This is a genomic window from Streptomyces sp. NPDC053513 (assembly GCF_044544765.1).
GTDB lineage: Bacteria > Actinomycetota > Actinomycetes > Streptomycetales > Streptomycetaceae > Streptomyces > Streptomyces litmocidini.
Genome location: NZ_JBITXP010000006.1, coordinates 283929 through 307141 on the forward strand (window position 1 = coordinate 283929; position 23213 = coordinate 307141).

The 23213-nt window shown below is 75.5% G+C and carries 29 protein-coding genes and 1 pseudogene; 18 read left to right on the top strand and 12 right to left on the bottom strand.

The features are described from left to right. Positions 1-44: 44 nt before the first annotated feature. Complete coding sequence (locus tag ACIGW4_RS13435) at positions 45-494, bottom strand: ATP-binding protein (RefSeq protein ID WP_398709274.1); 450 nt, start codon at positions 492-494, stop codon at positions 45-47. Between the two features lie 71 nt (positions 495-565). Next, positions 566-904 carry an STAS domain-containing protein gene (locus ACIGW4_RS13440; protein WP_398709272.1) on the bottom strand — a complete coding sequence of 113 codons (339 nt, stop codon included), beginning with the start codon at positions 902-904 and terminating at the stop codon, positions 566-568. 274 nt (positions 905-1178) lie between these two features. On the opposite strand from ACIGW4_RS13440, the gene ACIGW4_RS13445 reads away from it, so the two are divergent. Then, positions 1179-1631 (top strand): universal stress protein, encoded by a 453-nt coding sequence (locus ACIGW4_RS13445; RefSeq protein ID WP_399580284.1) that lies wholly within the window; start codon positions 1179-1181, stop codon positions 1629-1631. A 7-nt stretch (positions 1632-1638) separates the two neighbouring features. Beyond that, a complete protein-coding gene (locus tag ACIGW4_RS13450; protein WP_399580286.1) occupies positions 1639-2133 on the top strand; it encodes a hypothetical protein in 495 nt (164 codons plus the stop codon). A 244-nt stretch (positions 2134-2377) separates the two neighbouring features. On the opposite strand, the gene ACIGW4_RS13455 is transcribed toward ACIGW4_RS13450, so the two are convergent. Next, positions 2378-2572, bottom strand: a complete 195-nt coding sequence (locus tag ACIGW4_RS13455; protein ID WP_123456421.1) for a hypothetical protein — start codon at positions 2570-2572, stop codon at positions 2378-2380. 78 nt (positions 2573-2650) lie between these two features. Then, on the bottom strand, positions 2651-3571 hold the full coding sequence (locus tag ACIGW4_RS13460; RefSeq protein WP_399580289.1) for a SigB/SigF/SigG family RNA polymerase sigma factor: 921 nt from the start codon (positions 3569-3571) through the stop codon (positions 2651-2653). Positions 3572-3758: 187 nt separating this feature from the next. On the opposite strand from ACIGW4_RS13460, the gene ACIGW4_RS13465 reads away from it, so the two are divergent. Beyond that, positions 3759-4100, top strand: a complete 342-nt coding sequence (locus ACIGW4_RS13465; RefSeq protein WP_399580384.1) for a DUF3040 domain-containing protein — start codon at positions 3759-3761, stop codon at positions 4098-4100. An 83-nt stretch (positions 4101-4183) separates the two neighbouring features. Here ACIGW4_RS13465 and ACIGW4_RS13470 read toward each other — a convergent pair whose 3' ends face one another. Continuing rightward, entirely contained in the window at positions 4184-4339 is a 156-nt protein-coding gene (locus ACIGW4_RS13470; protein ID WP_123456424.1) for a hydrophobic protein, read from the bottom strand. A 176-nt stretch (positions 4340-4515) separates the two neighbouring features. On the opposite strand from ACIGW4_RS13470, the gene ACIGW4_RS13475 reads away from it, so the two are divergent. After that, complete coding sequence (locus tag ACIGW4_RS13475) at positions 4516-5106, top strand: type 1 glutamine amidotransferase domain-containing protein (protein ID WP_123456425.1); 591 nt, start codon at positions 4516-4518, stop codon at positions 5104-5106. Positions 5107-5194: 88 nt separating this feature from the next. After that, positions 5195-5614, top strand: a complete 420-nt coding sequence (locus ACIGW4_RS13480; protein ID WP_123456426.1) for a CBS domain-containing protein — start codon at positions 5195-5197, stop codon at positions 5612-5614. Between the two features lie 87 nt (positions 5615-5701). Here ACIGW4_RS13480 and ACIGW4_RS13485 read toward each other — a convergent pair whose 3' ends face one another. Then, a complete protein-coding gene (locus tag ACIGW4_RS13485; RefSeq protein ID WP_398709260.1) occupies positions 5702-6385 on the bottom strand; it encodes a nucleotidyltransferase family protein in 684 nt (227 codons plus the stop codon). Positions 6386-6658: 273 nt separating this feature from the next. Here ACIGW4_RS13485 and ACIGW4_RS13490 point away from each other — a divergent pair, with 273 nt between their 5' ends. Next, positions 6659-7669, top strand: a complete 1011-nt coding sequence (locus tag ACIGW4_RS13490) for an SDR family oxidoreductase (RefSeq protein ID WP_399580386.1) — start codon at positions 6659-6661, stop codon at positions 7667-7669. On the opposite strand, the gene ACIGW4_RS13495 is transcribed toward ACIGW4_RS13490, so the two are convergent. The 5 genes from ACIGW4_RS13495 to ACIGW4_RS13515 form a co-directional block, all read right to left on the bottom strand. Further along, the gene (locus tag ACIGW4_RS13495) at positions 7629-9497 is read right to left on the bottom strand and encodes a thiamine pyrophosphate-dependent enzyme (RefSeq protein WP_399580293.1); all 1869 of its coding nucleotides are present in this window, start codon (positions 9495-9497) and stop codon (positions 7629-7631) included. The two genes, ACIGW4_RS13490 and ACIGW4_RS13495, sit on opposite strands and share 41 nt — an antisense overlap. After that, entirely contained in the window at positions 9494-10519 is a 1026-nt protein-coding gene (locus ACIGW4_RS13500) for an iron-containing redox enzyme family protein (protein WP_398709257.1), read from the bottom strand. The genes ACIGW4_RS13495 and ACIGW4_RS13500 overlap by 4 nt, the downstream gene beginning before the upstream one ends. Then, the gene (locus ACIGW4_RS13505) at positions 10516-10860 is read right to left on the bottom strand and encodes a CDGSH iron-sulfur domain-containing protein (protein WP_398709255.1); all 345 of its coding nucleotides are present in this window, start codon (positions 10858-10860) and stop codon (positions 10516-10518) included. The genes ACIGW4_RS13500 and ACIGW4_RS13505 overlap by 4 nt, the downstream gene beginning before the upstream one ends. An 86-nt stretch (positions 10861-10946) precedes the next feature. Beyond that, positions 10947-11654, bottom strand: coding sequence for a HemK2/MTQ2 family protein methyltransferase (locus ACIGW4_RS13510; RefSeq protein WP_399580296.1), 708 nt, complete (start codon positions 11652-11654; stop codon positions 10947-10949). Between the two features lie 4 nt (positions 11655-11658). Further along, positions 11659-12777, bottom strand: a complete 1119-nt coding sequence (locus ACIGW4_RS13515; RefSeq protein ID WP_399580299.1) for a glutamate--cysteine ligase — start codon at positions 12775-12777, stop codon at positions 11659-11661. Positions 12778-13092: 315 nt separating this feature from the next. Between ACIGW4_RS13515 and ACIGW4_RS13520 the strand changes: the two genes are divergently transcribed. The 10 genes and pseudogenes from ACIGW4_RS13520 (at position 13093) to ACIGW4_RS13565 (ending at position 19101) form a co-directional block, all read left to right on the top strand. After that, positions 13093-13749, top strand: coding sequence for a UdgX family uracil-DNA binding protein (locus ACIGW4_RS13520; protein ID WP_399580302.1), 657 nt, complete (start codon positions 13093-13095; stop codon positions 13747-13749). Positions 13750-13869: 120 nt separating this feature from the next. Continuing rightward, on the top strand, positions 13870-14055 hold the full coding sequence (locus ACIGW4_RS13525) for a hypothetical protein (RefSeq protein ID WP_398709248.1): 186 nt from the start codon (positions 13870-13872) through the stop codon (positions 14053-14055). Positions 14056-14111: 56 nt separating this feature from the next. After that, positions 14112-14570, top strand: a pseudogene (locus ACIGW4_RS13530) (SRPBCC family protein); the annotation flags it as partial. Between the two features lie 390 nt (positions 14571-14960). Beyond that, on the top strand, positions 14961-15926 hold the full coding sequence (locus tag ACIGW4_RS13535; RefSeq protein WP_398709246.1) for an LLM class F420-dependent oxidoreductase: 966 nt from the start codon (positions 14961-14963) through the stop codon (positions 15924-15926). 9 nt (positions 15927-15935) lie between these two features. After that, positions 15936-16634, top strand: coding sequence for an HAD family hydrolase (locus tag ACIGW4_RS13540; protein WP_398709245.1), 699 nt, complete (start codon positions 15936-15938; stop codon positions 16632-16634). 13 nt (positions 16635-16647) lie between these two features. Continuing rightward, on the top strand, positions 16648-16884 hold the full coding sequence (locus ACIGW4_RS13545; protein WP_398709243.1) for a DUF6480 family protein: 237 nt from the start codon (positions 16648-16650) through the stop codon (positions 16882-16884). Between the two features lie 156 nt (positions 16885-17040). Beyond that, a complete protein-coding gene (locus tag ACIGW4_RS13550) occupies positions 17041-17403 on the top strand; it encodes a hypothetical protein (protein WP_398709241.1) in 363 nt (120 codons plus the stop codon). Continuing rightward, the gene (locus ACIGW4_RS13555; protein ID WP_123456438.1) at positions 17390-17614 is read left to right on the top strand and encodes a hypothetical protein; all 225 of its coding nucleotides are present in this window, start codon (positions 17390-17392) and stop codon (positions 17612-17614) included. The genes ACIGW4_RS13550 and ACIGW4_RS13555 overlap by 14 nt, the downstream gene beginning before the upstream one ends. A gap of 125 nt (positions 17615-17739) precedes the next feature. Next, positions 17740-17916 carry a hypothetical protein gene (locus tag ACIGW4_RS13560; protein ID WP_185094695.1) on the top strand — a complete coding sequence of 59 codons (177 nt, stop codon included), beginning with the start codon at positions 17740-17742 and terminating at the stop codon, positions 17914-17916. A gap of 9 nt (positions 17917-17925) precedes the next feature. Next, complete coding sequence (locus tag ACIGW4_RS13565; RefSeq protein WP_311319321.1) at positions 17926-19101, top strand: hypothetical protein; 1176 nt, start codon at positions 17926-17928, stop codon at positions 19099-19101. Between the two features lie 143 nt (positions 19102-19244). On the opposite strand, the gene ACIGW4_RS13570 is transcribed toward ACIGW4_RS13565, so the two are convergent. Next, positions 19245-20255 carry a DNA topoisomerase IB gene (locus ACIGW4_RS13570; protein ID WP_398709239.1) on the bottom strand — a complete coding sequence of 337 codons (1011 nt, stop codon included), beginning with the start codon at positions 20253-20255 and terminating at the stop codon, positions 19245-19247. 106 nt (positions 20256-20361) lie between these two features. Here ACIGW4_RS13570 and ACIGW4_RS13575 point away from each other — a divergent pair, with 106 nt between their 5' ends. Then, positions 20362-21759, top strand: coding sequence for an FAD-dependent oxidoreductase (locus ACIGW4_RS13575; protein WP_399580308.1), 1398 nt, complete (start codon positions 20362-20364; stop codon positions 21757-21759). A gap of 157 nt (positions 21760-21916) precedes the next feature. Then, the gene (locus ACIGW4_RS13580; RefSeq protein ID WP_398709237.1) at positions 21917-23161 is read left to right on the top strand and encodes a cytochrome P450; all 1245 of its coding nucleotides are present in this window, start codon (positions 21917-21919) and stop codon (positions 23159-23161) included. The last annotated feature ends 52 nt before the right edge of the window (positions 23162-23213 follow it).

The following is a 23213-nucleotide window of genomic DNA, read 5'->3' on the forward strand; positions in this document are numbered from 1 at the left end:
ACCCGGGCACGGAGTGCAGGCGGGTCCCGCGTCGTTCCTCCACTCTAGGCCGAGTGGGGCGTCTCGGTCGGTGCCGTCACCTCCACCTCGAACCAGACGGCCTTGCCGCGGGCCCGGGGGACGCAGCCCCAGGCCGCCGCCAGCCGCTCCAGGAGGTAGAGGCCGTGGCCGGAGGGGTGGTCGGCGTGGTGCCGCCCGTGGGGCCGGGGCCGTACCGGGTTCGTGTCGCTGACCTGCACCCACAGCCGGCCGTCGATGCCGTCGAGCCGCAGCTCGTACGGGACGCCACCGTGGGTGAAGGCGTTGGTGACGACCTCGGAGACCAGCAGCAGGGCGTCCTCGACGGCGACCTGCCCGGGCTCCCCGGCGGCTCCGAACCATTCGCTCAGGGCCCGCTGGGCGTGGTCGCGGCACTCCCGTACCACTCCGTCACCCTCCGCCAGCTCGTAACGGCGGGTACGAGTGGTCCCATGCCGGATGTGTGGGCCGGTCATGACGGGCTGCTTCCCCGGTCCCACCCGCCGAATCGCGCGGCGCGGAATCTTCCCCGAGCCGTTCTCCCGCGTCAGCTCCCGGCGCCGCTCTCCGCGAGGGCGGCGTCGGCGTCGTCGTACACCCGGAAGACGTTCAGCGCCCCGGTGATCTCGAAGATGCGGCGCACCGGCGGCCGCAGCCCGGCCAGATCCACCCGCCCTCCCTCGGTGAGCAGCCGCAGCCGCGTCCGTAGGAGCACGTTCAGACCGGTCGAGTCGCAGAACCGCAGCCCCGCGCAGTCGACGACGACGCGCACGGCGCCGGTGCTCTGCTGCAAGGCCGCCCGGAGGGGTTTCACGGTGTCGTGGTCGAGTTCGCCTTCGAGCGTCAGGACGACGGTCCCGGGATGTCCGCCGTGCCGGCTCACCACCAGGAGACGGTCCTCCCGTGAGGCCCTGGCCCCTTCCGTTCGGCTCGCAGCCTCCATGGGGCTCACCCGTCTCCTCGCGCGTGAATCCGGACACCTGTGACGCCGGGCACCTCTGACGCCGATGCCTCCCCGGCCGGAAGCTCCCGCTTCACCGGCCCCTACTTCACTTCTGCCCCTTTTATACCGTTTATGACATCCGGAGCGTGTCCGTTCCGTCGCGGCGTCTACGGCTCCGCGCCCGGGGTAGCCGCCGGGGTGCAGGAGGGAGCCGAGCATGGACGTCAAAGGGCGGGGCCGCCGTCTGGTGGTCGGGATCGACGGGTCTCCGGCCTCCTACGAGGCGCTGCGATGGGCGGTGCGCCACGCCCGGCTGATCGGGGCCGCCGTGGACGCGGTGGCGGCGTACGAGCTGCCCGGGATCGCGGGCTGGTCGGCCCCGCCGGTGGACGCGGGCTTCGACGGGACCCAGGCGGAGCGGGCGCTGGCCGACGAGATCCAGACCGTCCTCGTCGGGGCCGAGGGCGTGCGGCTGCGCGAGCACGTGGTGCGCGGCAACCCGGCCGAGGTCCTGACGGAGGCGGCGTCGGGCGCGGAGCTCCTCGTGGTGGGCAGCAGGGGCCGCGGCGGGTTCACCAGCCTCCTCCTGGGCTCCGTCAGCCAGCAGTGCGCCCTGCACGCGCCCTGTCCCGTCGCCATCGTCCGCCCGGACACCACCGAGAGGACGTGAGAACGTCATGACACCCTTCGAGCTGACGCGCGTGAGCCTGGCCCAGGAGGAGCGGGGGACGGCCGTGCTGCCCCTGGACGGGGACGGCGACCCCGTCGAGCTTCCGGAGGGCGGGACGATCAGCATCGCCCTCGCCTTCCGGGTGGGCGAGGCGGTCGACGGGCTGGTCTTCGAGGAGACCCGCAGATACGCCGGAAGAGTGATCGGCACCACCAGGACCACGCTCGGCGGATACCGGGCGGGCGGGCCGTACGAGGTCCACCTGCCACCCGAACGGCTGCCCGTCGGTCGCGGCAACTGCGGCGTCTACGAGGTCACGGGCCGCTTCACCGACGCCACCGGGCGGGTGCTCGGCCGGGAGCACCACCGCTTCCGCATCGTCCACCAGCCGGCCCGGCACCCGGTCCGGCCGGCCGGGCCGGAGCGCGCCGCGCCCCCGCCGCGTACGCCCGCCGCCCCGCCGCCCGCGACGGAGGCCCCGGACGGCCCCGTCCCCGTATGACCCGAGCCGTCCCCGCGTGACCCGAGCGATGCGTGACCCGAGCGAGCCCGCGTGGCCTCGATCCGGTCCGGGTCGAGTGCGGCGGGGTCGGCGGTGCGCCGGGACCGGCACGTACGGAAGCCCCCGGGCGGCGAGGAGCCCGTGACGGCCTCGCGAACGAGTCCGTGGGGCACCGCGTACGGGCCCGTGGCGGCGCTACGTGCGGGCCCGCGGCGGCACCACGTACGGACGGAGCCCGGCACGTCTAGACGTGCCGGGCTCCGTCCTCGTTCCCCTGGTCGGGCGGCGGCCCCTTCTCGAACCGCACCGCGTCGCGGCGCAGACGCCGGCCCGCCTCCCCGACCTCCTTGCGGATCCTGGTCGCGACCTCGTCCACCGACTCCTCGGGCGGTACCTGGGAGCGGTCGGGTCCGTCGTCCTCGTGCTGCTGCTTCGCCACGTGACGGCGGCTGCCCCGGATACCGGCACCCATTCTCCGGGCGGTCGGCCGATTCCGGGGCGAGCGCGGGACGGGCGGTCAGTCGTCCGGGCCGTCCGCCGCGGCGTCGTCACGGAGGAGGCCGTCCCTGAGTTCGCCGAGGATGCGCGTGAGCAGACGCGAGACGTGCATCTGGGAGAGGCCGATCCGGTGGCCTATCTCCGCCTGGGTGAGCTCCTCGCCGAAGCGGAGCTCCAGGATGCGCCGGTCGCGGTCGTCGAGGCGGGCGAGCAGCGGCCGCAGTGCCGTCAGCGACTCGATCAGCTCGTACGAGGGTTCCGCGCTGGCCAGGTGGCGGGCGCCCGCGCCGGGCGCGGCTTCCTCGTCGCCGGCGGGGATGTCCAGGGACCGGGCCGCGTAGCCGTGGGCCGCGAGCTGGCCCTCGGAGACCTCCTCCTCCGTGAGGTGCAGCCGGGCGGCCAGCTCCGCCCGGGTGGGGCGGCGCCCGAGGTCCTGTTCCAGGGCGTCGGCCGCCTTCGCGAGGTCGATCCGCAGCTCCTGGAGCCGGCGCGGGACCCGTACGGCCCAGCTGGTGTCCCGGAAGAACCGCTTCATCTCACCGACGATGGTGGGGAGCGCGAAGGCGGAGAAGTCGACGGTGCGGTCGGGATCGAAGCGGTCGATCGCCTTGATCAGGCCGATCGTGCCGACCTGGACGATGTCCTCGACGGGCTCGGCGCGGTTCCGGAACCTCCGGGCGGCGAACTTGACGAGGCTGAGGTTGAGCTCGACCAGGGTGTTGCGGACGTACGCGTACTCCGGGGTCCCCTCCTCCAGGGCCCGGAGCCGGGAGAACAGCGCGACGGACAGGGTCCGGGCGTCGTCCGTGGAGACGGCGGTCGGACACGCGGGCTCGGGCAGCCCGTCGAGCGCCGCCCGGCGGGTGGCGGCCCCCGTGGTGTCGGGGGCGGGTCCGGCGGTGGCGAGCAGGGTGTCGGAGCGTTCTCCAACGGTGGACATGAGGGCTCCTTCGACGGGGGGCGATGGGCCTGCGTCGTGGCGGGAAAGACCGGCGACGGGGTCCGTCGTTCGAGCGTCCTGAGGAAAGGATGCCCTTTTTGAGGCGGTTTGACACGAATAGCCGGGGAACACGCAGAGGCATGACGCGCTCACGTCGGCGCGCAGGGATCGGGAGGAGGTGTCCGCGATGGACGAGGCCCGGCTCTCGGCGCACGAGCGGCGCGTTCTGGCGGAGATCGAGGAGCAACTGAACCAGGACGCGTCGCTCGCGCGCCGTCTGCGCACGATGCGACGGACCCCGCGCCTGCCCGTGCCCTCGCTCGCCGGGATCCACCGCCGCCTGCCCTCCCTCGGCCTCGTGGCGCTCGGCGCCATGACCCTCGCCCTGCTCGTCCTCGCGGTCGACACCGAGGCCCCGGGACTCATCTGGGCGTTCGCCTCCGTGTGGGTCCTGACCCTGGTCACGGCACTGCTCCTGGCCCTTCGCCGGGCGAAGCGCCGGAGGGTGGAGACACGGACGGACGGGTGAGGCGAGGGCTCCGGCCCGGAACCACGCACCGCCGCCCCGGAGAGTTCCGGGGCGGCGGTGGCGTCTCGGGATCGCGGGTCCGCTCACCAGCGGTACCAACGGCCGCTGCCGCTCCTCAGCACGAAGCCGAGCACCCACACCACGAGCAGGGCGATGGCGATCCACCAGAGCACATCGAGGGCGAATCCCGCGCCGAACAGCACCAGGATCACGAGAAGGAGGAGAAGAAGGGGAACCATGGCTGCACCTCCGCTGCCTGCGGGGCCCGGCCGGTAGGTCTCGGCACGGGAACTCGGTAACAGCGCGGTTTCCCCCATCCTCCGAGAACATGCGGGCGATATGTGAGGTTTGCGGCGGCCGGTGCGGGTGAGGCGCAGGAGTGGTGGGGGCAACGACGCCGGAGAGGAAACGCATCGTGACGTCCGACCGAAAGACCGACGGAAAGCTCGACGGGAAGAGCGTTCTCGTCCTCACGACGAACTACGGGACGGAACAGGACGAGCTGCAGAAGCCCGTGGCCGTCCTGCGGGAGAACGGCGCCCGCGTCACCGTCGCCGCGCAGAAGGACGAGTCCGTCCGGACCCTCGTCTCCGACCAGGAGCCCGGAGCCGTCGTCCGGCCGGACACGACCCTGGCGGAGGCGACGGCGGACGGATTCGACGCCGTGATCGTGCCCGGCGGCACCATCAACGCCGACCAGCTGCGGAGCGACGACGAGGCGCGACGCCTCGTCTCCGCCTTCGCCGAGGCCGGCAAGCCCGTGGCCTCGATCTGTCACGGGCCGTGGCTCCTCGTGGACAGCGGCCTGGCCCGGGACCGCGAACTGACCTCCTACCCCTCCCTCCGACCCGACCTGGAGAACGCGGGCGGGACCTGGGTGGACCGGGAGGTCGTGGTCGACACCTCGGCGGGCCACACCCTGATCACCTCCCGCAGGCCCGACGACCTCGACGCCTTCGCCGCGGCGATCGTCGACGCCCTCGACGGTGCCGGGAAGGCGGCATGACCACCCCGTACACGAACCGCCCCGTGCATGACCATCCCGTGCACCACCCGATGACCCGACAGACCCAGCGACCTGACAGGTGATGGCCATGACCACCGCACGCGACATCATGACCCCGGACGCGACCTGCGTCCGTTCCTCCGAGACCCTCGTCGACGCCGCCCGGAAGATGGCCGAGCTCCACGTCGGAGCACTGCCGATCTGTGGTCCCGACGAGAAGCTGAAGGGCATGCTCACCGACCGCGACATCGTCGTGAAGTGCGTCGCCCAGGGCAAGGACCCGCAGCAGTGCACCGCCGGGGAGTTCGCCCAGAACGAGATCGTCACCGTCCGCGCGGACGACAGCGCCGAGCAGGTGATGAGCGTCATGAGCGAGCACCAGATCCGGCGCGTCCCCGTCATCGACGAGCACGTCCTCGTCGGCATCATCGCCCAGGCCGACGTCGCCCGCGCGATGTCCGACTCGCAGGTGGGCGACCTCGTCGGGACGGTCTCCGAGGACTCCTGAGACCGGAAGGCAGGCCCCGCACCACGGGGCGCCCCGCCGCCGTCCCACCGCGGCGGGGCGCCCCCGCACCTGCCCGGGGCGCCCCGCTCACGCGCCGTCGCGGCGCGGCAACACGTCCAGCAGTTCGAGCAGATACAGGAAGGCCTCCGCCATCGGCGAGCCCGCCGTGTCCTCGCGCACCCGCCCCCAGTCGACCCGCTCGCGCAGCCCTCGCGCCACCGGCAGCAGCGGGCCGAAGTCGCAGTGGTGCTCGGAGAGCGCGAGGAGCCGGCAGACCATGAGGTCGGTCGGCGCCAGCACCGGCATGTGCACCGAGTCCACCGGCAGCGTCGGGGCGCGGGCGAGGAGCTCCGCCGTGACCGGCCGCCCGGCGAGGGAGAAGATCAGGTCGATCTCCTCGCCGCCCGCGCGGGCCTTGACGAGCCAGTCCTCGGGCGGGTCCACGATCCGCACGCCGCGCTCCCGCAGGGCCTCCGTCACGACCTCGGCGTCCTCGCGCAGGATCGCGAAGTCCGTGTCGTGCTGGAGCCGGACCGGAATGCCGTGCGCGTACGCCGCCACGCTGCCGACCAGGGCGAACGGGCGGCCGGACGCCTTCAGCACGGCCCCGACCTCCTTCGTCGTCTCCAGGATCGCCTGCGTGTGGTCGGGAGGCAGGGCGGGGGAGGGCGCGCGGGAGGCGTGCGCGGGCGCGCCGTGCGGCGAGCCGTTCCGGGAGGATGCCGCTCCGCCCGCCTCCGGGCGTGCGGGCGGGCCTTCCATGAGGTTCATGGCCTGCTCCTCTTCTCGCAGCTGATCGCGACGGCCCTTGCGGAGGGGACCAGCGTCTACCCAACCCGGGGAACCCCATCCGCGCATGGCCGCCCGCCGGACCGGGCAGGCGCCACGCACCCCGACGAGAGGACACCGATGACATCCGTCCGTCGTGCCCGGCACGCCCCTCACCCCGCCCCCGCCCCGCGCCCCCGGCGCGCGGGTCTCGCCCTGGGGACCTTCCTGGAGGGCCTGGTCGTCATCCACGAGCGCCGGCGCGTGCGGCCGCCGATGGCCGGCCGGACCGTCGTCGTCACCGGCGCGAGCGCCGGCGTCGGCCGCGCCGTCGCCCGCGCCTTCGGAGCCCAGGGCGCGAACGTCGCGCTGCTCGCCCGTGGCCGCCGCGGTCTGGAGGCCGCGGCCGCCGAGGTCGAGGAGGCCGGCGGACACGCCCTCGTGGTGCCGGTGGACATGGCCCTGCCCAGCCGGGTGGAGGAGGCCGCCGACCGCGTCGAGAAGGTCCTCGGGCCCATCGACGTCTGGGTGAACGCCGCCTTCACCTCGGTCTTCGCCCGCTTCCCGGACGTCACCCCCGACGAGTACGCGCGGGTCACCTCCGTGACCTACCTCGGCTTCGTCAACGGCACGCGTGCCGCGCTCCGGCGCATGCGCCCCCGCGACTCCGGGGCCGTCGTCCAGGTCGGCTCCGCGCTCGGCGAGGCCTCCGTGCCCCTCCAGGCGGCCTACTGCGGCGCCAAACACGCGATCAACGGCTTCACCGCCGCCGTCCGGATGGAACTCCGGCACGAGCGCAGCGCCGTGGCCGTCACCGTCGTCCAGCTGCCCGCCGTCAACACCCCGCAGTTCTCCTGGGTCCTGTCCCGCCTGCCGCGCCGCCCGCGCCCCGTGGCCCCCGTCTACCAGCCGGAGGTGGCGGCCCGCGCCGTGGTGTACGCGGCCCGGCATCCGCGCCGCGCGGAGTACCGGGTGGGGGCCTCGACGGCGGGCACCGTCCTCGCCCACCGGTTCGCCCCCGCCCTCCTGGACCGCTACCTCGCCCGTACCGGATACGACGCCCAGCAGACCGACGAGCGGGCGCGGCCGGCCGCCCCGCACAACCTGTGGGAGCCCCTCGACGGCCCCGACGGCCGGGACTACGGCGCCGAGGGCTCCTTCGGGGAGGAGGCCGCCGAGCGCTCGCCGTACACGGTCGCGGCCCGGCACCCCCTCCTGCTGTCGGCGGCCACCGGGGCGGCGCTGGTCACGGCCCGTGCGCTGCGCACCCGGGCGGCACGGACCTGAGGCCGACGGGCCGGCCGGGCCGGGGGAGACGCCCCACGGCCCCGGTCGTGGCCGTGACGGTGGCCGGAGCGTCTCCGGTCGCCGTCGGCGCGGTGCGGAAGTCGAGCAGCGTCGGCCGGTCCGCCGCGAGGGCCGTCCGCCAGGCGTCCGTCACCTCCTCCGGGGACGACACCCCGACGCCGTACAGGCCGAGGGAGCGCGCGAAGGCGGCGTGGTCCGCGTCGGGCGGCGACGGCCGGCCGGACGGGCCGGGACCCCGGGTGTTCCAGACCGCTACCACCAGGCGCGGATCGGTCCACTCGTCCGCGTACCGCGCCGCCGTCGCCAGCTCCGAGAGCCCGCCCGTCCACGGCGCGCCGTCGCCCACCAGCGCGATCGCCGGACGGCCCGGGTGGGCGAACTTGGCGCCGACCGCGTACGGGACCGCGCCGCCGGGACCGGCGAGCGGCGCCGAGAGGGCGCCCCGCATGTCCTGCCGCAGCCTCAGGTGCCCCGCGTACCAGGCGGCGACGGGGCCCGCGTCGCAGGTGATCATCGCGTCGTCGGGGAGCAGCGGATCGAGCGCCCGGGCCACGTACTCGGGGTTCACCGGATCTGCGTCCAGGGCGGCGCGCCGGGCCAGCGCCGCCCGCCAGCCCCGGACGCCCGCCGCGACCCTCTCCTGCCACGGGCGTTCCGTCCGGGGCGTCAGCAGGGCCAGGAGCCGGCGCAGGGTGACGGCGGCGTCGCCGACGAGACTGATGTCGTACGGGTAGCGCGACGCCACGGGATCGGGACCGCTGTCGAGGCGCACCGCCCGGGCCTGCCCGTACGGCGGCAGGAACGCCGCCTGCGGGAAGCGGGAGCCGACGGCCAGGAGCGTGTCGCACTCCTGGACGAGATCGGAGGAGGGACCGGTGCCGAGGGGGCCGATCGCCCCCGTGACGTACGGCAGTTCGTCGCTGAGCGCGTCCAGGCCGGGCATCGCCTTCGCCACCCCGGCGCCGAGCCGTTCCGCCACCTCCTGGACCTCGCGCGCGGCCCCCGCCGCGCCCAGCCCGACCAGGATCGCCACTCGCTCGCCCGCCTCCAGGAGCGCGGCGACCCGTTCCAGCGAGCGGTCGTCGGGCACCGGCGCGGGGGCACCGGCGTCGAGGCTCGACGGCCTCGCGCCGGGCGCGTGCCCGGGAGGCGGACAGGTCTGTTCCAGTACGTCCGCCGGAACGACGAGCACGGCCGGTGCGCGCTGCGCGTACGCCGCGCGCACGGCCCGGTCGAGGGCGCCCGGCACCTCCTCGGGCCCGGTGACGGTCTCCAGGGAGGCCGCCGCCACCGCTTCCAGGAGGGCCCGCGGATCCTCCGGGCCCGGGCACGGACCGGCCGACGGGGCACGCGGCCCCGCGCCCCGGCCCGGAGAGATCCGGTCCGGAGAGATCCGGCCCTGAGAGGCCCGGTCCTGAGAGGCCCGGTCCGGAGAGACCCGGCCCCGCCCGGGAGGGGCGGCGTCCCCACCGGCCGGGATCGTCGTCGCCCACGCCGCGTCCGCGCAGAGCAGGGCGACCACCGGCACCCCGTCCGGCCGCGCGTCGCACAGGCCCCGGAGGAGGCGGACGGCGCCCGGCGCGGACGGGGCGGCGCAGACGCCGACGTGGCCGGAGAACGTGGCGTACCCGACGGCCTCGAAGGCCGCCGTCTCCTCGCGGCGCGCCCCCACGAGACACGGGTCGTCGTCCGCCCGCGCCCACGCCGACACCGGGCCGTCCGGGTCGGGACGGCCGAAGACGTGGCACACCCCCCAGGCCCGCAGACCGTCGAGGAGCACGTCCCCGACGGTCGCGCGGTTCCTCACGGCCCGCTCCCGGAGGTCTGCGGCAGGGGCGCGCGCAGGGCGCTCTCGTCCCTCGACCAGGCGTCCAGCACCCGGTCGCCGAGCCGGTCCTCCAGGAAGGAGGTCGCGGCGATGCCGAAGGCGACGTCGTCGGCGAGGTCCGGCTCGTCGTCGAGGAGGCCGCCGACGACCTCGCGGCGGACGACCTGCTCGTGGACGGCGTCGGCCTCCACGTGCTCCTCGTAGTACCGCTCCGCGGCCGGTCCGGCCCCGGTCCTGCGCAGCGCCGCGGCGATGCGGGCGGCGGCGGGCGGCGACGTCGTCTCTACGACGGCGAAGTGCCCCACGAGCGCCCCGCGCAGCCTCCGGTGCAGGCCGAACATCGTCATCAGGTTCGAGACCGCGAGGACCTCGGCGCCGGCCATGTCCACGTGGCGCCCGTACGAGGGGTCGAGGCCCAGATCGGCCATGAGCTCCGCGTAGAGCCGGGAGTGCATCCGCTCGGGCCGCCCGCAGCCGTACTCGTCGTACTCGACGGCCACCATCGCCGCCTTGGCGCGCCCGCGCAGCCGGGGGATCACCCACAGGTGCGGATCGGCCTCCCGCAGCTGGTGCACGGAGCGCAGCGCGACGTACTCGCGCAGGTGCCACGGCTCGCCCGAGGAGGCCAGGAAGTGGGAGACGCCCGTGCCGTCGACCGGCTCCAGGAGGAGGGCGGCCAGCGCCTCGTCGACCCCCGCGTGGTGGCGGCAGTCGTGGCGCAGCGCGCTCTCGAAGCGGTGCTCCATGAGGGCCCGGACCCTGAGCAGGCCGGGATCCCATTCCAGGGTGTCGGGGACGCCCGCGAAGCCCTGGTAGTGGAGCTCGTAACAGAGGTGGAGGGCGAGCTGGAGGTCCTCCCCGTACGGGGAGGAGCGCGCGATGTCCGCCTCCAGGGGCAGCCGCCCGCCTTCCAGCAGTCGGTCCCGGACCATGCGGGAGATCTCGCCGCGGGCCTCGGGCACCTCCGGCGGCGCCGTGACGACCGTGGGGAGCAGGGTCATGACGCCTCCGCCTCCCCGGCCGTGTCCCGCGTCGGCGAGACGCCCCGGGCCGCCTTCGGCGAGCCGGTGCGGTTGCGGAGCCGCGGGCGGTGGCTGGTGTCGCAGAACGGCGCCCGCAGGCTCCGACGGCAGGTGCACAGGGCCATGACGGGCCGGTCGCAGCGGATCACCGAACCGTCCGGCATGACGATCTCCGCGGGCCCCTCCACGAGCAGCGGACCCTCGGGGAGCGGACGGAACCGGGGCGGGGACGTCCGGGGCCGGGCGCCGCCCGGGTCGTCCGGACCGCCGTCCTCCGGAATCCTCACCCTCGGGGCGCCCTCGTTCGGGGAAGCAGACATCACACACCACCCATCAGCTCGGTTTGCGTCGGTACCGCGCGACTGCCCGGCTCCACGGCTTCGAATCACGACCGGCACGCTTCGCGTCACGACCGGGACGCCCGGATCGCGACCAGCTGCTCCGTGCGCGTCCCCGGCGGGACCAGGCCCCGGGCCGCGAACCAGTCGGCGCGGGCCGACATCACCGGCCCGAACGGCTCGGTGCGCCGTTCGACGACCCGGGCCCGCAGCCCGGCGCGCCCGAGCGCGTCGAGCGTGGGGGCGACCCCGGAGAGCGAGGACTGGACGAGCAGCAGCACTCCGGAGGGCGTCAGGAGGCGGGGCGCCCGCGCGCAGATCCGGTCGAGGAGCAGCCGGCCGTCGGACCCGGCGTCCCAGCTCCGGCGGGCGCCGCGCGTGGGCAGCCGCGGGTCCTCGCTGGGCACGTACGGCGGGTTCACGGTGACGAGGTCGAAGCGTTCCCGCCCCACCGGCCCGTCCAGGTCGCCGCGCAGTGCCCGGATCCGGCAGCCGTGCAGCAGTGCGTTGAGGCGGGAGGAGGCGATCGCGGCGCGCGAGATGTCGACGGCGGTGGCCCGCGCGCCCCGCAGGGCGGCGGCGACCGCGACGATGCCCGTACCCGTGCACAGGTCGAGCGAGCGGACGCCGGGCCGCAGCTCCTCGCGCCGCACCTGCTCCACCAGGAGCCCGGTGTCCGCCTGGGGCGCGTACACCCCGGGGAGCCGGCACACCCGGAGGTCGGCCGGCTGCTCCTCCGCGGGGACGGGGCGGCGTACGGAGACGGGAAAAACCATGGAATCAGCTCCTCATCGTGGCGGCGGCCAGCGCGTCGACCACCGCGCTGAACCGGCCGTGTCGTCGAAAGACATCGCGCTGACGGGCGGCGCCGCCGCCGTCCGCGCGGATCCGCTCCCACTGGGCGTCCACCCAGTCGGTGTCGCCGGTGGCGTCGAGGCCCGGCCGGGCGAGGGCGATCAGGGCGTCGAGGAGCCTCGCGGCGGGCCGCTCCCGGCCGTCGACCGGATCGAGACCGGTGCCCGCGAGGCCCTGGGAGGCGGCGAGCCGGTGGGCCCTGAGCAGGCTCGGACCGGGGACCACGGGCGCGGGGACGCCCGCCTCGACGCGGGGCAGCAGGGTGGCGGCGAGACCGCGGACCAGGATCGCGAGCAGCACCACCGTGTCGAGTTCCGCGTTGGCGTCGGCGACCCGGATCTCCAGGGTCGGCACGTGCTCCGAGGGCCGGGCGTGCCAGTACACCATGCGGTTGTCGAGGAGCGTGCCGTCCCTGACCAGACGGGCGACGTGGGCGAGGTACTGGGGCTCGTCGAGGACCGGCGTCGGGCCGACGGTCGGCCACCTCGCGTGCTCGACGGCGCGCCAGCTCTGGTAGCCGGTGTCGTGCCGGCCGGCGTAGGGCGAGTTCCCCGCCAGCGCCTGGAGGACGGGCAGCCACGGCCGCATGTGCTGGGCGAGCGCGAGGGCGTGCTCGCGGTCCAGCGTCCCGATGTGGACGTGGCAGCCGCAGACGAGCCCGTCGTCGCGCGCGACGCCGTCCGCGCGGGTGACCAGCGAGGCGAAGCGGCTGGCCATCAGCCGGTACCGCTCGGTGTCGGTCACCGTCAGCGGTTCCTCGGGCGGCAGTACGGGAGTGCCGCAGGCGACCGGCATGCAGTGCTCCTCGCGCGCGGCCGCGCCCACCGTCGCCCGCAGCCGGGAGAGCTCGTCGCGCAGGTCCCGCCGGCTCGCCGTGGCCTGTGTGCAGATCTCGATCTGCGCGTTGAAGAACTCGGTCTGCACCTGCTCGCCGAGGACCCGGCTCGCCCGGCGGATGACCTCCGGCGCCCGGTTGACCGGGGCCCGGGTCGTCCGGTCGACCAAGACGAACTCTTCCTCGACACCCATCGTCAGGATCTTCATCTCGGGCTCCTCCTCGCCTCGGCGCGCGACTACCCGCCCCCGGGCCCGCCATGCCACGGCCCCGCCCCGCGGCCGCCCGCCCGGGCAGCCGCCCGTCGCGCACGGCCGCCCGCCCGGGCAGCCGCCCGTCGCGCACGGCCGTCCGCCCGGGCGCGGCGGCTCCGGAGCGGGGCCGTGGCCGTTTCCGCGCGCGGCCGTCCCGGCGTCGAACCGTTCGCGCGGGCCGTTTCCGCGCGGCGCCCCGCGGGCACACGCCCGCGCGTCAGCGGCGCGTTCCGGCACCGGCCGGACGGACCCGCTGCCGGGAGGTGCGCGATGGCCGGTACCGGCGACCGGGGGACCGCCCCCGAGGCGTACGACGCCACGCCCTATCTGCCGAGCCGCGGCGGACTCCCGGCGCACCGCGAGGCGGCCGCGGAGTGCCGGGGCTGCCCCCTCCACCGCGACGCGACCGGCACGGTCTTCGGCCGGGGCGCCCCGCACGCCCGGCTGATGCTGGTCGGCGAGCAGCCCGGCGACCAGGAGGACCGCGAGGGCGCCCCCTTCGTGGGACCCGCCGGGCGGCTGCTCCACCGCGCCCTGGAGGAGGCGGGCATCGACGAGGAGGACCTGTACGTCACCAACGCGGTCAAGCACTTCAAGTTCGCCCGCGACGAGGCCCGGGGCCGCCGTGTCCACAAGACGCCCACCGTGCGCGAGGCCCGCGCCTGCCGGCCCTGGCTCATGGCCGAACTCCGGCTCGTCTCGCCCGAGCTGGTCGTGGCCCTGGGGGCAACCGCCGGACGGGCCCTGCTCGGGCCCTCCTTCCGGGTCGGCACCGACCGGGGCGTGCCGAGACCGCTGCCCGACGCGGAGGACGGCACCCGGGTCCTCGCGACCGTGCACCCCTCGGCCGTACTGCGCGCACCGGACCGGCAGGAGATGTACGCGGGGCTGGTCGCCGACCTCCGTACCGCCGCGGACTCCCTCTGAGCCCCACGTCGCCGCAGGTCGCCCGCGCCGCGGGGCCGGCCGTCGGGGTCCGGCTGATTCGGCTCCGCGACATCGGGCAGTCGCGGAGTGAGGGGGTACGACCGGAAGGAGGCGGACCCCATGAGAGGGGACGTCGAGGGCAGAGGGACGGCTCGGGGCCGAGGACTCAGCGACGAGGAGTTCCGGTCGCTGATGAAAGAGGCGCACGCCGAGGTGCGGCGCCGCTTCCTGGGCCGGCCGCCCCGGGCGGAGCCCGATTTCGCCCTCCGTACCCAGCACGCCGAGTTCGGGGCCGCCGCCCACTGAGGGGCGGCTCCGGGGCCCGGTGCGCAATGCCGTGACGACGTGAAGGAGGCCGCAGCATGAGCAAGGTCGAACAGACCATCGACGTGGACGTTCCGCTGCGGAACGTGTACGACCAGTGGACGCAGTTCGAGGAGTTCCCGCGCTTCATGGAGGGCGTCGAGGACGTCCGGCAGATCGACGACCGGCACTGTCACTGGCAGACCAAGATCGCCGGCGTCAGGCGGGAGTTCGACACCGAGATCGTCGACCAGCTCCCGGACCAGCGCATCGCCTGGCGCACCATGGGAGGCGACGTCCGGCAGATGGGCGTCGTCAGCTTCCAGCCGCTGGACGAGGCGCACACCCGGGTACGGCTCGCGATGGACGTGGAGCCCGAGGGCATGGCGGAGAAGGCCGCCGACGCTATGGGCGTGCTCGACCGCCGGGTCAAGGGCGACCTCAAGCGGTTCAAGGGCTTCATCGAGGAACACGGGGACGCGACCGGCGGCTGGCGCGGCCGGATCCGCCCCGAGGACGCTGGCACCGCGCCGGCCACGGGCACCGGGCCCATGGGAACGGAACGGCCCATGGGAGACCGGTCCATGGGATCCGACCCGTCCATGGGGTCCGACCGATCCATGGGCACTGACCCGTCCATGGGCGACCGGTCCATGGGGACCGACCCCTCCATGGAGTCCCCCCAGAAGGGACCGGACGCGATGAAGGAGCCGCCCGGGCCGGTGGAGACGCCCGGACGGACGCGCCCCGCCCGGGAGACGGAGTCCTGGTCGCTGCCGCCGGACGACGAGCCGGGCGCGCGCTGACGACCCCCTCCCGCCCCGCGGTGGAAAGGGCCGGCTCCCCGGAGCCGGTCCTTTCCCGTTCCGCGTCGTTTCGGACCCCGTGGTCGCGGCAAGTCGCCGGACATGATGCGTATCGGATACACGATGATGACCGAGCAGGCAGGCCCCCGTGAGCTGGTCGGGCACGTGGTCGAGGCGGAACGGGCCGGATTCGAGTTCTCCGTGATCTCGGACCACTCCTTCCCCTGGCTGGCCGAGCAGGGCCACGCCCCGTACGCGTGGAGCGTGCTGGGCGCGGCGGCGCAGGCGACCTCCGACATCCCGCTCATGACCCTGGTGACCTGCCCGACCTTCCGCTACCACCCCGCGGTGATCGCGCAGAAGGCCGCCACCCTGCAACTCCTGTCCGAGGGCCGCTTCCGGCTGGGCCTCGGCTCGGGCGAGAACCTCAACGAGCACATCGTCGGCAGGGGTTGGCCGTCGGCGCGCGTACGACTCGAGATGCTGGAGGAGGCGGTGGAGATCATCCGCGACCTGTTCGACGGGGAGTACGTGACCCGTCACGGCCGCCACTTCCAGGTCGACGGCGCCAAGCTCTGGGACGTCCCGCCCACGCCCCCGCCCATCGGCATCGCCGTCTCCGGGCCGCGCTCCTGCGCGCTCGCCGGACGCCACGCCGACCTGGTGGTCGCCACGGAGCCGAAACGCGAACTCCTCGACGCCTTCGACGCCGAGGGCGGCGCCGGAAAGCCCCGCCTGGGCCAGCTCCCCGTCTCCTACGACCCCGACCGCGACGCGGCCATCGCCCGCGCCCACGAGCAGTTCCGCTGGATGCTGGGCGGCTGGCGCCTCAACGCCGAACTCCCCCTGCCGGCGGGCTTCGCACAGGCCTCCCAGCACACCCGCCCGGAGGACGTGGCGAAGAGCATCCCCTGCGGGGACGACGTGGACGCCGTCGTGGAGGCGGCCCGCGCCTACGCCGAGGCCGGGTTCACCGACCTCGCCCTCGTCCAGATCGGCGGCGACCAGCAACTGCCCTTCCTCCGCTGGGCGGAGTCGACGCTGCTGCCCGCCCTCCGCGACCTGTAGGGAGCCCCCATGGACCGCGCCGCGCTCTTCGACATCGACGGAACCCTCGTGGACACCAACCACCTGCACGTGGTGGCCTGGTGGGAGGCGTTCCGGCAGGGCGGCCACCAGGTGCCGACGCACGCCGTGCACCGGGCGATCGGACTGCCCGGCGAGCAGCTCATCGAGCACCTGCTCGGCCGTTCCCGCGACCCGTCGGACGACGACCGGCTCAGCACCGCCCACGACACCCTCTACGCCACCTTCTTCGAGCGGCTCCAGGCCTTCGACAAGGCCGGCGACCTGCTCCGCGCCCTCGCGGGCGACGGATGGAAGGTCGTCCTCGTGACCTCGGCCAAGGACCGGGAACTGAGCGCCCTGCGCCGCGCCGTCGACGCCGACGAGGCCCTCGCGGACACCGCCACCTCCGACGACGTCGAGGAGGGCAAACCCGCCCCCGACCCGATCGAACACGCCCTCTCGCTCGTCGGCGTCCCCGCCGACCGGGCCGTCTTCGTCGGCGACAGCGTCTGGGACATGAAGGCCGCCCGCCGTGCCGGAGTGGTGAGCGCCGGCCTGCTGTGCGGCGGCATCCCCCGCGCCGACCTCACCGAGGCGGGCGCCGCCGCCGTGTACGCCGACCCGGCCGACCTCCTCGCCCACCTCGACACCAGCCCCTTCAAGACCGTCCCGGCCGACGGCGCCCCCTCGGGCGCCGGCGGGCCGTAGGGAGATGAACACCATGACCGGACCGAGCAACCCGGACCCGGACCCCCGCCGCACCCCGGGCGTCGAGGCCGGCGGGGGAGTCCCCACGGGCGAGACGCCGCCGGCCGAGTCCGGGACGGGCACGGGCACCGGCCCCTACCGGCCGCCCAAGCGCGGCTGGGCCACGGGCCCGCTCCTCGTCGTGTGGGTGCTGGTCATCGCGTGCGCCCTGTTCTTCCTCGTGTACGCGATCGTCCTCGCGGCCCGCTGAGCCGCACCGGCCGGCCCGGCACGCCTGACCCACCCGACCCACCCCACCCGACCCACCCCACCCACCCCACCCGACCCACCCCACCCGACCCACCCCACCCGGCCCGACCCACCCGGCCCGACCCGACCGATACGAGCCACCCGAAAGGAACCGTCCATGGCCCGCAACGAGCCCGACCCGCAGGCGGCCCGCGGCGACGACGTCTACCAGCCCGCCCACTCCGACGCGGGCAACCGCCCCAGCGGCGAACTCGACCCCGAGAACGCGATCGTCACGGACCCGCTCGACGACCCGGACGCCCCCGACCACTCCCCTCCGGACCGCCCCAGGGGCGTCGACCGGTACGGCACCACCCAGCGGGAGCAGCAGGAGGGCGAACCGCTCGACGAACGGCTGGCCCAGGAGGTGCCCGAGGCGCGGCCGCCCGCCGCCGAGGGCGCCGTACCCGCGGAGGAGGCCGCGGTCCACGTGGAGACCGAGCCGGAGAGGACCGAGGAGGAAGTCGATGAACGAGCGTAGGAACGAGCGGGCGAACGAGCCCGTGGACGCGCGCCTGAGCGAGGAAGACCTGAAGGAGCATCCCGCCGACGACCCGGTGCACCCGCCGTCGGAGCGGCCCGGCGGGGACCGGTCCCGCCACGCGCGGGGACGGCAGGACATGGACGACGTGCGGGGACAGACCACCCCGTCCCAGGCCGAAGGCGAGCGCCGCCCGGACGACGGGACGTGACCGCCCCGGGCGGGCCGTCGCCCGGCCCGCCCGCCGCCCCCACCGCGCCGTTTGCCCGTCGAGGCGATGGGCAGCCGCCGCAGAGGAGCCGTACGACCCACCCCTCCCCTCCTGGAGGAGCACTCATGAACACCCCCGACCGTGGCAGCAACAAGTCCGGCCCCCGCCTCGACGACGAGCGCAAGAAGGAGGTCGAGGGCCAGGTCAGGTCCGGCCGCCCCACCCGCGTGGAGGAGTGGCACGACCCCGAGCCGCCCGTCGACGAGCCCGAGCAGGGCCGGGAACGGAGCAGCGACACCTGACCGCCTCCCGTGACCGCTTCCCACCCCCTGGGGGACACCATGGACCTCGACTTCCTCAAACCGCTCCTGGAACGCCCCGGCCCCTGGGCCTCCGTCTTCGTCGAGACGAGCCGGGAGACCGAGGACGCGACGCAGATCCAGAAGCTGCGTGACCGCGCCGTCGCCCGGCAGCTCGTCGACGAGGGGGCGGATCCGGCCACCGTCCGCGCGGTCGCCGAACGGCTCCGCGACGAGCCGGTCTCCGGAGCACCCCCCGGCCGGGCCCTCTTCGCCGAGGCCGGGGAGGTCGTGCTCGACCTCCCCCTGGCGACGGCTCCGCCCGGCGTCGAGGCGACGTGGTCGAACCTCCCGCACATCGCGCCGCTCCTGCGCCTGCGGGGCGACGAACCGGTCTGCCACGTGGCCCTCATCGACCGCACCGGCGCCGACCTCGAACTGCGCGGCCCCCTCGGGGTGCAGGACATGGGCCACACGGAGGGGAAGACGTGGCAGGGCCGCGGCCACCGCGGCCTCCCCGCCGACCGGTACGAATGGCACTACAACAACAAGGTCGAGAACGCCTGGGAGGAGACGGCCGACATCATCGCCGCCGAACTCGCCCGGCGCTGCCCGCCGAACGGCTCCCTGCTGGTCCTGGCCGGGGACGCCCGCGAGCGGAAGGCGGTACGCGACCGGCTCCCCCAGCACCTGCGGAACAACACCGTCGAGGTGGAACACGGCAGCCGGGCGCCCGGCGCGTCCGCCGAGTCCCTCGACCGGGAGATCGAGGAGGCGCGTGCACGGCACGCGCGGGAACGGATCCGCAGCGCCCTCGACGATTTCCGCAGGGCACGGGGCCGTCCCGGCGAGCACCGCGCGGGATCCGTGGACGCCGCTCCCGGTCCGGCCGCCGAAGGGGTTCCGGCGGTGCTGGAGGCCGTGCGCGAGCACCGGGTCGCCACCCTGCTGCTCGGGCTCGACGCCGCCGACGCGGGCCGTTCGGTCTGGGTCGGCCCCGGCGCGTACGACATCGCCCTGGGCCGTACCGAGGCCAGGAACTGGGGCTTCCGCCGACCGAAGGAGGCACGCGCCGACGACGCGCTGCTGCGCGCCTGCGTGGCCGCGGACTCGGAGGTCCTCGTCGTCCCGGAGGAGGTGAAGGGCCCGGCCGGCGGCCTCGGCGCGGTCCTGCGCTGGAGCACCTGACCTCCGGCACGGAAGGCGCCGCCGCCCCCGACGGCAGAGCGGACGGCGCCGCCCCCGCACGCCCCGGCGGGCTTCGCCCCGCACGGCCCGCCGGGCCTGCCTCCCGCTCGGCCCGGCGAACGCCGTCCCGGCGGACAGGGCCCTCACTCGACCAGGCGCAGAACCGCCCGTTCCACCGCGCCGCGTGTGGCCGGGTGGCCGAAGCCGCCGTCTTCGCCCAGGCGGCCCAGCGACGGGGCGATGGTGACGCCCTCCTCGAAGCGTTCGACGACGAGCGGGTCGATGTACGAGGCGCGGCAGACGGCAGGCGTGTTGCCGAGGTAGCCGCTGACCTCCAGGACCGCCCGTCGTTCCGCCTTCGCCCGCGCCGTGCGCGAGTCGTCGGCCACCGGTGCCGAGACGGCGAGCGCGACGGCGGCGAGGACCGTGGCGTGCCAGGTCCGGAAGTCCTTGGCGGTGATGTCGCTCCCGGAGTGCTTCCGCAGATAGGCGTTGAGGTCCTCCGCGTGGACCTCGTGCCAAGCCCGCCCCTCCCAGTACGCGAACAGCCGGTCGCCCCCGCCCCGCCGCCGCAGCAGCGCGCGGACGACCTCGTACGCCGGCTCGTCCACGAGGGCCCGGGTCTGCCGGCGGCCCGACTTCGCCGGATAGCCGAGGCAGACCTCCCCGCCCGCGCAGCGCGCGTGCTCGCGGAGCAGGGTCGTGAGTCCGTACGAGGAGTTGTCCCGCCGGTACCGCTCGCCCCCGATGCGGAAGAAGCCGAGGTCGAGGAGGCGCACCGCGCAGGCCAGCACCCGGTCCCGGCACAGGCCGCGCCGCTCCAGATCGCGGGCGACGGCCCGGCGCAGCCGGGGGAGGCTGCGGGCGACCCGGCGCACGTGCGCGTGCTTCGCCTCCTCCTGCCGGCGCCGGAACTCCTGGTGGTACAGGTACTGCCGACGGCCCGCCGCGTCCGTGCCGATGGCCTGGATGTGCCCGTTGGGCCAGGGGCAGATCCAGACGTCCCGCCACGCCGGAGGGATGACGAGCGCGACGATCCTGGCCCGGTCCTCCGCGCCCAGGGGCGCGCCACCGGCGTCCAGGTAGCGGAAACCCCGGCCGTGGCGGACCCGCCACCAGCCCGGCCGGTCCGGATCGCTCGTCCTGAGTCGCACCCCTCCACTGTGCCGCCGGAAAGAACGTCCTGCCGGTCGGACGGTCCGACTGCGGGCGCCGGCCCCGGGTAGTCGCCCCACGGGCCGGCGGCCGAGAGGAGCCATCATGTCCGCGAGCTCGTACTGGATGGAGTCGGCGCCGCCCGCCGCCGCCCGGCCTCCCCTGGAGGGCGACCTCGCGGCCGACGTGGTCGTGGTGGGGGACGGGGTCGCCGGGCTGTGCACCGCCCGCGAGCTGGCCCGCGCCGGGCGCGAGGTCGTCGTCCTCGAAGCGGACCGGATCGCGGCCGGGGTCACCGGACACACCACCGGCAAGCTGACCTCCCTGCACGGGCTGTGCTACGAGCGCCTGCGCGCGGGCCGGGGGGAGGCGGCGGCCTCGGCGTACGCCGAGGCCCAGGAGGACGCCCTGCGGCAGGTGCTGCGCTTCTGCGGGGAGCGGGGGGTCGACGCGGAGATCGAGCACCGGCCCGCGTACACGTACACCCTCGACGAGGCGCGCGCCGGGACCGTCCGGGCGGAGGCGGCGGCCGCCGCCGGGGCGGGCCTGCGGGCCACGGCGGTGACCGGCACGGACCTGCCGTACCCGGTCGCCGCGGCCGTCCGGGTCGAGGACCAGGTGCAGTTCCACCCCCGCCGCTTCCTGCTGGCCCTGGCGGACGACCTGGTCGCGCTCGGCGGCCGTCTCCACGAGGGCACCCGGGTCACCGGCCTGCGGGAGGGCGCCGACTGCCGGCTCGCCCTGGAGGGCGGCGGCACGGTCCACGCCCGGGACGTCGTCCTCGCCACCCATTTCCCGCTGCGCTGCCACACCACCCTCCTCATCCGGCTCTCCGTCCGCCGCGAGCTGGTCGTCGCGGCCCCCGTGGCGGAACGCCACGCGCCGTACGGCATGTACCTGACCGACGAGCACGGCACGCGGTCGGTGCGGACCGCCCCGCTCGGCGAGGGGCGGCGGCTGCTGATCGTCGCGGGCGAACCCTTCACCCCCGGGGCCGGGCGCGTGACCGGTCGGTACGAGCGACTGGAGGCCTGGGCGCGCGCCCGGCTGCCGGGCTTCGCCGAGGCGCCGAGGGTCCGCCGGTGGTCGGCCCAGGACGTCCACACCACCGACGGACTGCCGTGCGTCGGCCACGAGCACCCCGACACCCAGCACGTGTACGTCGCCACCGGATTCGGCGGCTGGGGCCTCGGCAACGGCGTCGCCGCGGGCCGGCTCCTCGCCGCGCACCTGACGGGCGGTCCGCGCCCGCCCTGGACGGAGCTCTTCGACCCGCGCCGCCGACTGCCCACCCGCGAACTCCCCGAGGTCGTCCGCCGGCAGGCCGGCGTGGCCCGCAGCTACGCGAGCGGCCTGCGGACCGGCCGGCGCTGCACGCACATGGGCTGCGAACTCGGCTTCGACGAGGCCGGGCAGACCTGGGAGTGCCCGTGTCACGGCTCGCGCTTCGCCTCCGACGGCACGCTCCTCCAGGGCCCGGCCACCCGCTCCCTGGGCGGCTGAACCTCCCGCGCGCCCGCACCCGCACCCGTCCGTACCGGTACCGGCATCCGCACCCGTCCCGCACTCGTACCGTCCGTACCCGTGCCCGTACGCGCGCGTGCCGCCACTCGGCCGTACGCGCGCGTGCCCCCGCGCCGACGGGGGTACCGGACGAGGCATGATCCGACTGATCGAGGACCTGACGGAGGACCGCACCGCCGCCCTGCTGCTCCAGGGGTACGCCTGGCTGCCCGACGCGCGCCGCCGGGCGGGGGACGGCGAGGCCGTCCGGACCCGGCTGCTCGGCCGGCCCGCCGTCGCCCTGCACGGGCCCGGGGCGGTGCGCTTCTTCTACGACGAGAGCCATGTGCGCCGCACCGGCGCCCTGCCGGGACCGGTGCTCGACACGCTCTTCGGCCGGGGCGCCGTCCACACCCTGGACGGCGCCGAGCACCGCGCCCGCAAGGCGCTCTTCGTCGCCCGGCTGACCGACCCGGCGGCCGTCGCCTCCCTCGTCGAACACGCCGGGGCCGCCTGGCGGACGGCGTTCGCCGCCCCCGCCCGGCGCGAGGCGGTGCTCTTCGACGAGGCGGCGCTCGTGCTCGCGCGGGCCGTCCGCGACTGGGCCGGGCTGCCGTACGACGACACCCAGGTCCGCGGCCTGGCGCGGGACTGCGTCGCCATGGTCGACGGCTTCGCCACCCCCGGCCCGCGCCACCTGCGGGCCCGCCGCGCCCGGGCCCGGCAGGAGGAGTTCCTCGCGGACGCGGTCGGGAAGGCGCGGGCGACCGTGATGTCCGCCGAGGACACGCCGTTCGGGGCCGTCGTCCGCCACCGCGGGGCCGACGGGGCTCCGCTCGACCTCCACACCGCCGCCGTGGAGCTCCTGAACATCGCCCGCCCGGCGATCGCCGTCGCCTGGTTCGTGGCGTTCGCCGGCCACGCGCTGCACCGGTGGCCCGGGACCCGGGAGCGCCTCCGCGAGGACGGCTCCGGCGCCTACGCGACGGCCTTCGCCCACGAGGTCCGCCGCTTCTACCCCTTCGTGCCGTTCGTCGGCGGCCTCGCCGCCCGCGACCTGGAGTGGCACGGGGAGCGGATCCCGGAGGGCGCGCTCGTCCTGCTCGACGTGTACGGCCAGAACCACGACCCGGCCCTCTGGCCGGGCCCGTACCGCTTCGACCCCGAGCGCTTCCTCTCCCGGCCCCCGGACCCGGACGTCCTGATCCCGCAGGGCGGCGGCGACGTCCGTACCGGCCATCGCTGCCCCGGCGAGGACATCACCGTCGCCGTCCTCGCGGCCCTCTCGGGCGCCCTCGCCCGGCAGGAGTGGACGGTGCCCCCGCAGGACCTGCGGATCCCCCTGCGGCGGGTCCCCACCGCGCCGCGCAGCGGCTTCCGGATCGCCCTCCGGCCCGTCTGACCGGAAGGTTTGCGCGGCCGTGCTCCGGGCACCGCACCTCGCAGAGCGGGGC

Coding starts and splice junctions, on each gene's coding strand:
- ACIGW4_RS13435 (WP_398709274.1), bottom strand. CDS start 494: ATGACCGGCCCACACATCCGGCATGGGACCACTCGTACCCGCCGTTAC.
- ACIGW4_RS13445 (WP_399580284.1), top strand. CDS start 1,179: ATGGACGTCAAAGGGCGGGGCCGCCGTCTGGTGGTCGGGATCGACGGG.
- ACIGW4_RS13450 (WP_399580286.1), top strand. CDS start 1,639: ATGACACCCTTCGAGCTGACGCGCGTGAGCCTGGCCCAGGAGGAGCGG.
- ACIGW4_RS13460 (WP_399580289.1), bottom strand. CDS start 3,571: ATGTCCACCGTTGGAGAACGCTCCGACACCCTGCTCGCCACCGCCGGA.
- ACIGW4_RS13465 (WP_399580384.1), top strand. CDS start 3,759: ATGGACGAGGCCCGGCTCTCGGCGCACGAGCGGCGCGTTCTGGCGGAG.
- ACIGW4_RS13470 (WP_123456424.1), bottom strand. CDS start 4,339: ATGGTTCCCCTTCTTCTCCTCCTTCTCGTGATCCTGGTGCTGTTCGGC.
- ACIGW4_RS13480 (WP_123456426.1), top strand. CDS start 5,195: ATGACCACCGCACGCGACATCATGACCCCGGACGCGACCTGCGTCCGT.
- ACIGW4_RS13485 (WP_398709260.1), bottom strand. CDS start 6,385: ATGAACCTCATGGAAGGCCCGCCCGCACGCCCGGAGGCGGGCGGAGCG.
- ACIGW4_RS13490 (WP_399580386.1), top strand. CDS start 6,659: ATGGCCGGCCGGACCGTCGTCGTCACCGGCGCGAGCGCCGGCGTCGGC.
- ACIGW4_RS13500 (WP_398709257.1), bottom strand. CDS start 10,519: ATGACCCTGCTCCCCACGGTCGTCACGGCGCCGCCGGAGGTGCCCGAG.
- ACIGW4_RS13505 (WP_398709255.1), bottom strand. CDS start 10,860: ATGTCTGCTTCCCCGAACGAGGGCGCCCCGAGGGTGAGGATTCCGGAG.
- ACIGW4_RS13510 (WP_399580296.1), bottom strand. CDS start 11,654: ATGGTTTTTCCCGTCTCCGTACGCCGCCCCGTCCCCGCGGAGGAGCAG.
- ACIGW4_RS13515 (WP_399580299.1), bottom strand. CDS start 12,777: ATGAAGATCCTGACGATGGGTGTCGAGGAAGAGTTCGTCTTGGTCGAC.
- ACIGW4_RS13520 (WP_399580302.1), top strand. CDS start 13,093: ATGGCCGGTACCGGCGACCGGGGGACCGCCCCCGAGGCGTACGACGCC.
- ACIGW4_RS13525 (WP_398709248.1), top strand. CDS start 13,870: ATGAGAGGGGACGTCGAGGGCAGAGGGACGGCTCGGGGCCGAGGACTC.
- ACIGW4_RS13535 (WP_398709246.1), top strand. CDS start 14,961: ATGATGCGTATCGGATACACGATGATGACCGAGCAGGCAGGCCCCCGT.
- ACIGW4_RS13540 (WP_398709245.1), top strand. CDS start 15,936: ATGGACCGCGCCGCGCTCTTCGACATCGACGGAACCCTCGTGGACACC.
- ACIGW4_RS13545 (WP_398709243.1), top strand. CDS start 16,648: ATGACCGGACCGAGCAACCCGGACCCGGACCCCCGCCGCACCCCGGGC.
- ACIGW4_RS13550 (WP_398709241.1), top strand. CDS start 17,041: ATGGCCCGCAACGAGCCCGACCCGCAGGCGGCCCGCGGCGACGACGTC.
- ACIGW4_RS13555 (WP_123456438.1), top strand. CDS start 17,390: ATGAACGAGCGTAGGAACGAGCGGGCGAACGAGCCCGTGGACGCGCGC.
- ACIGW4_RS13560 (WP_185094695.1), top strand. CDS start 17,740: ATGAACACCCCCGACCGTGGCAGCAACAAGTCCGGCCCCCGCCTCGAC.
- ACIGW4_RS13575 (WP_399580308.1), top strand. CDS start 20,362: ATGTCCGCGAGCTCGTACTGGATGGAGTCGGCGCCGCCCGCCGCCGCC.
- ACIGW4_RS13580 (WP_398709237.1), top strand. CDS start 21,917: ATGATCCGACTGATCGAGGACCTGACGGAGGACCGCACCGCCGCCCTG.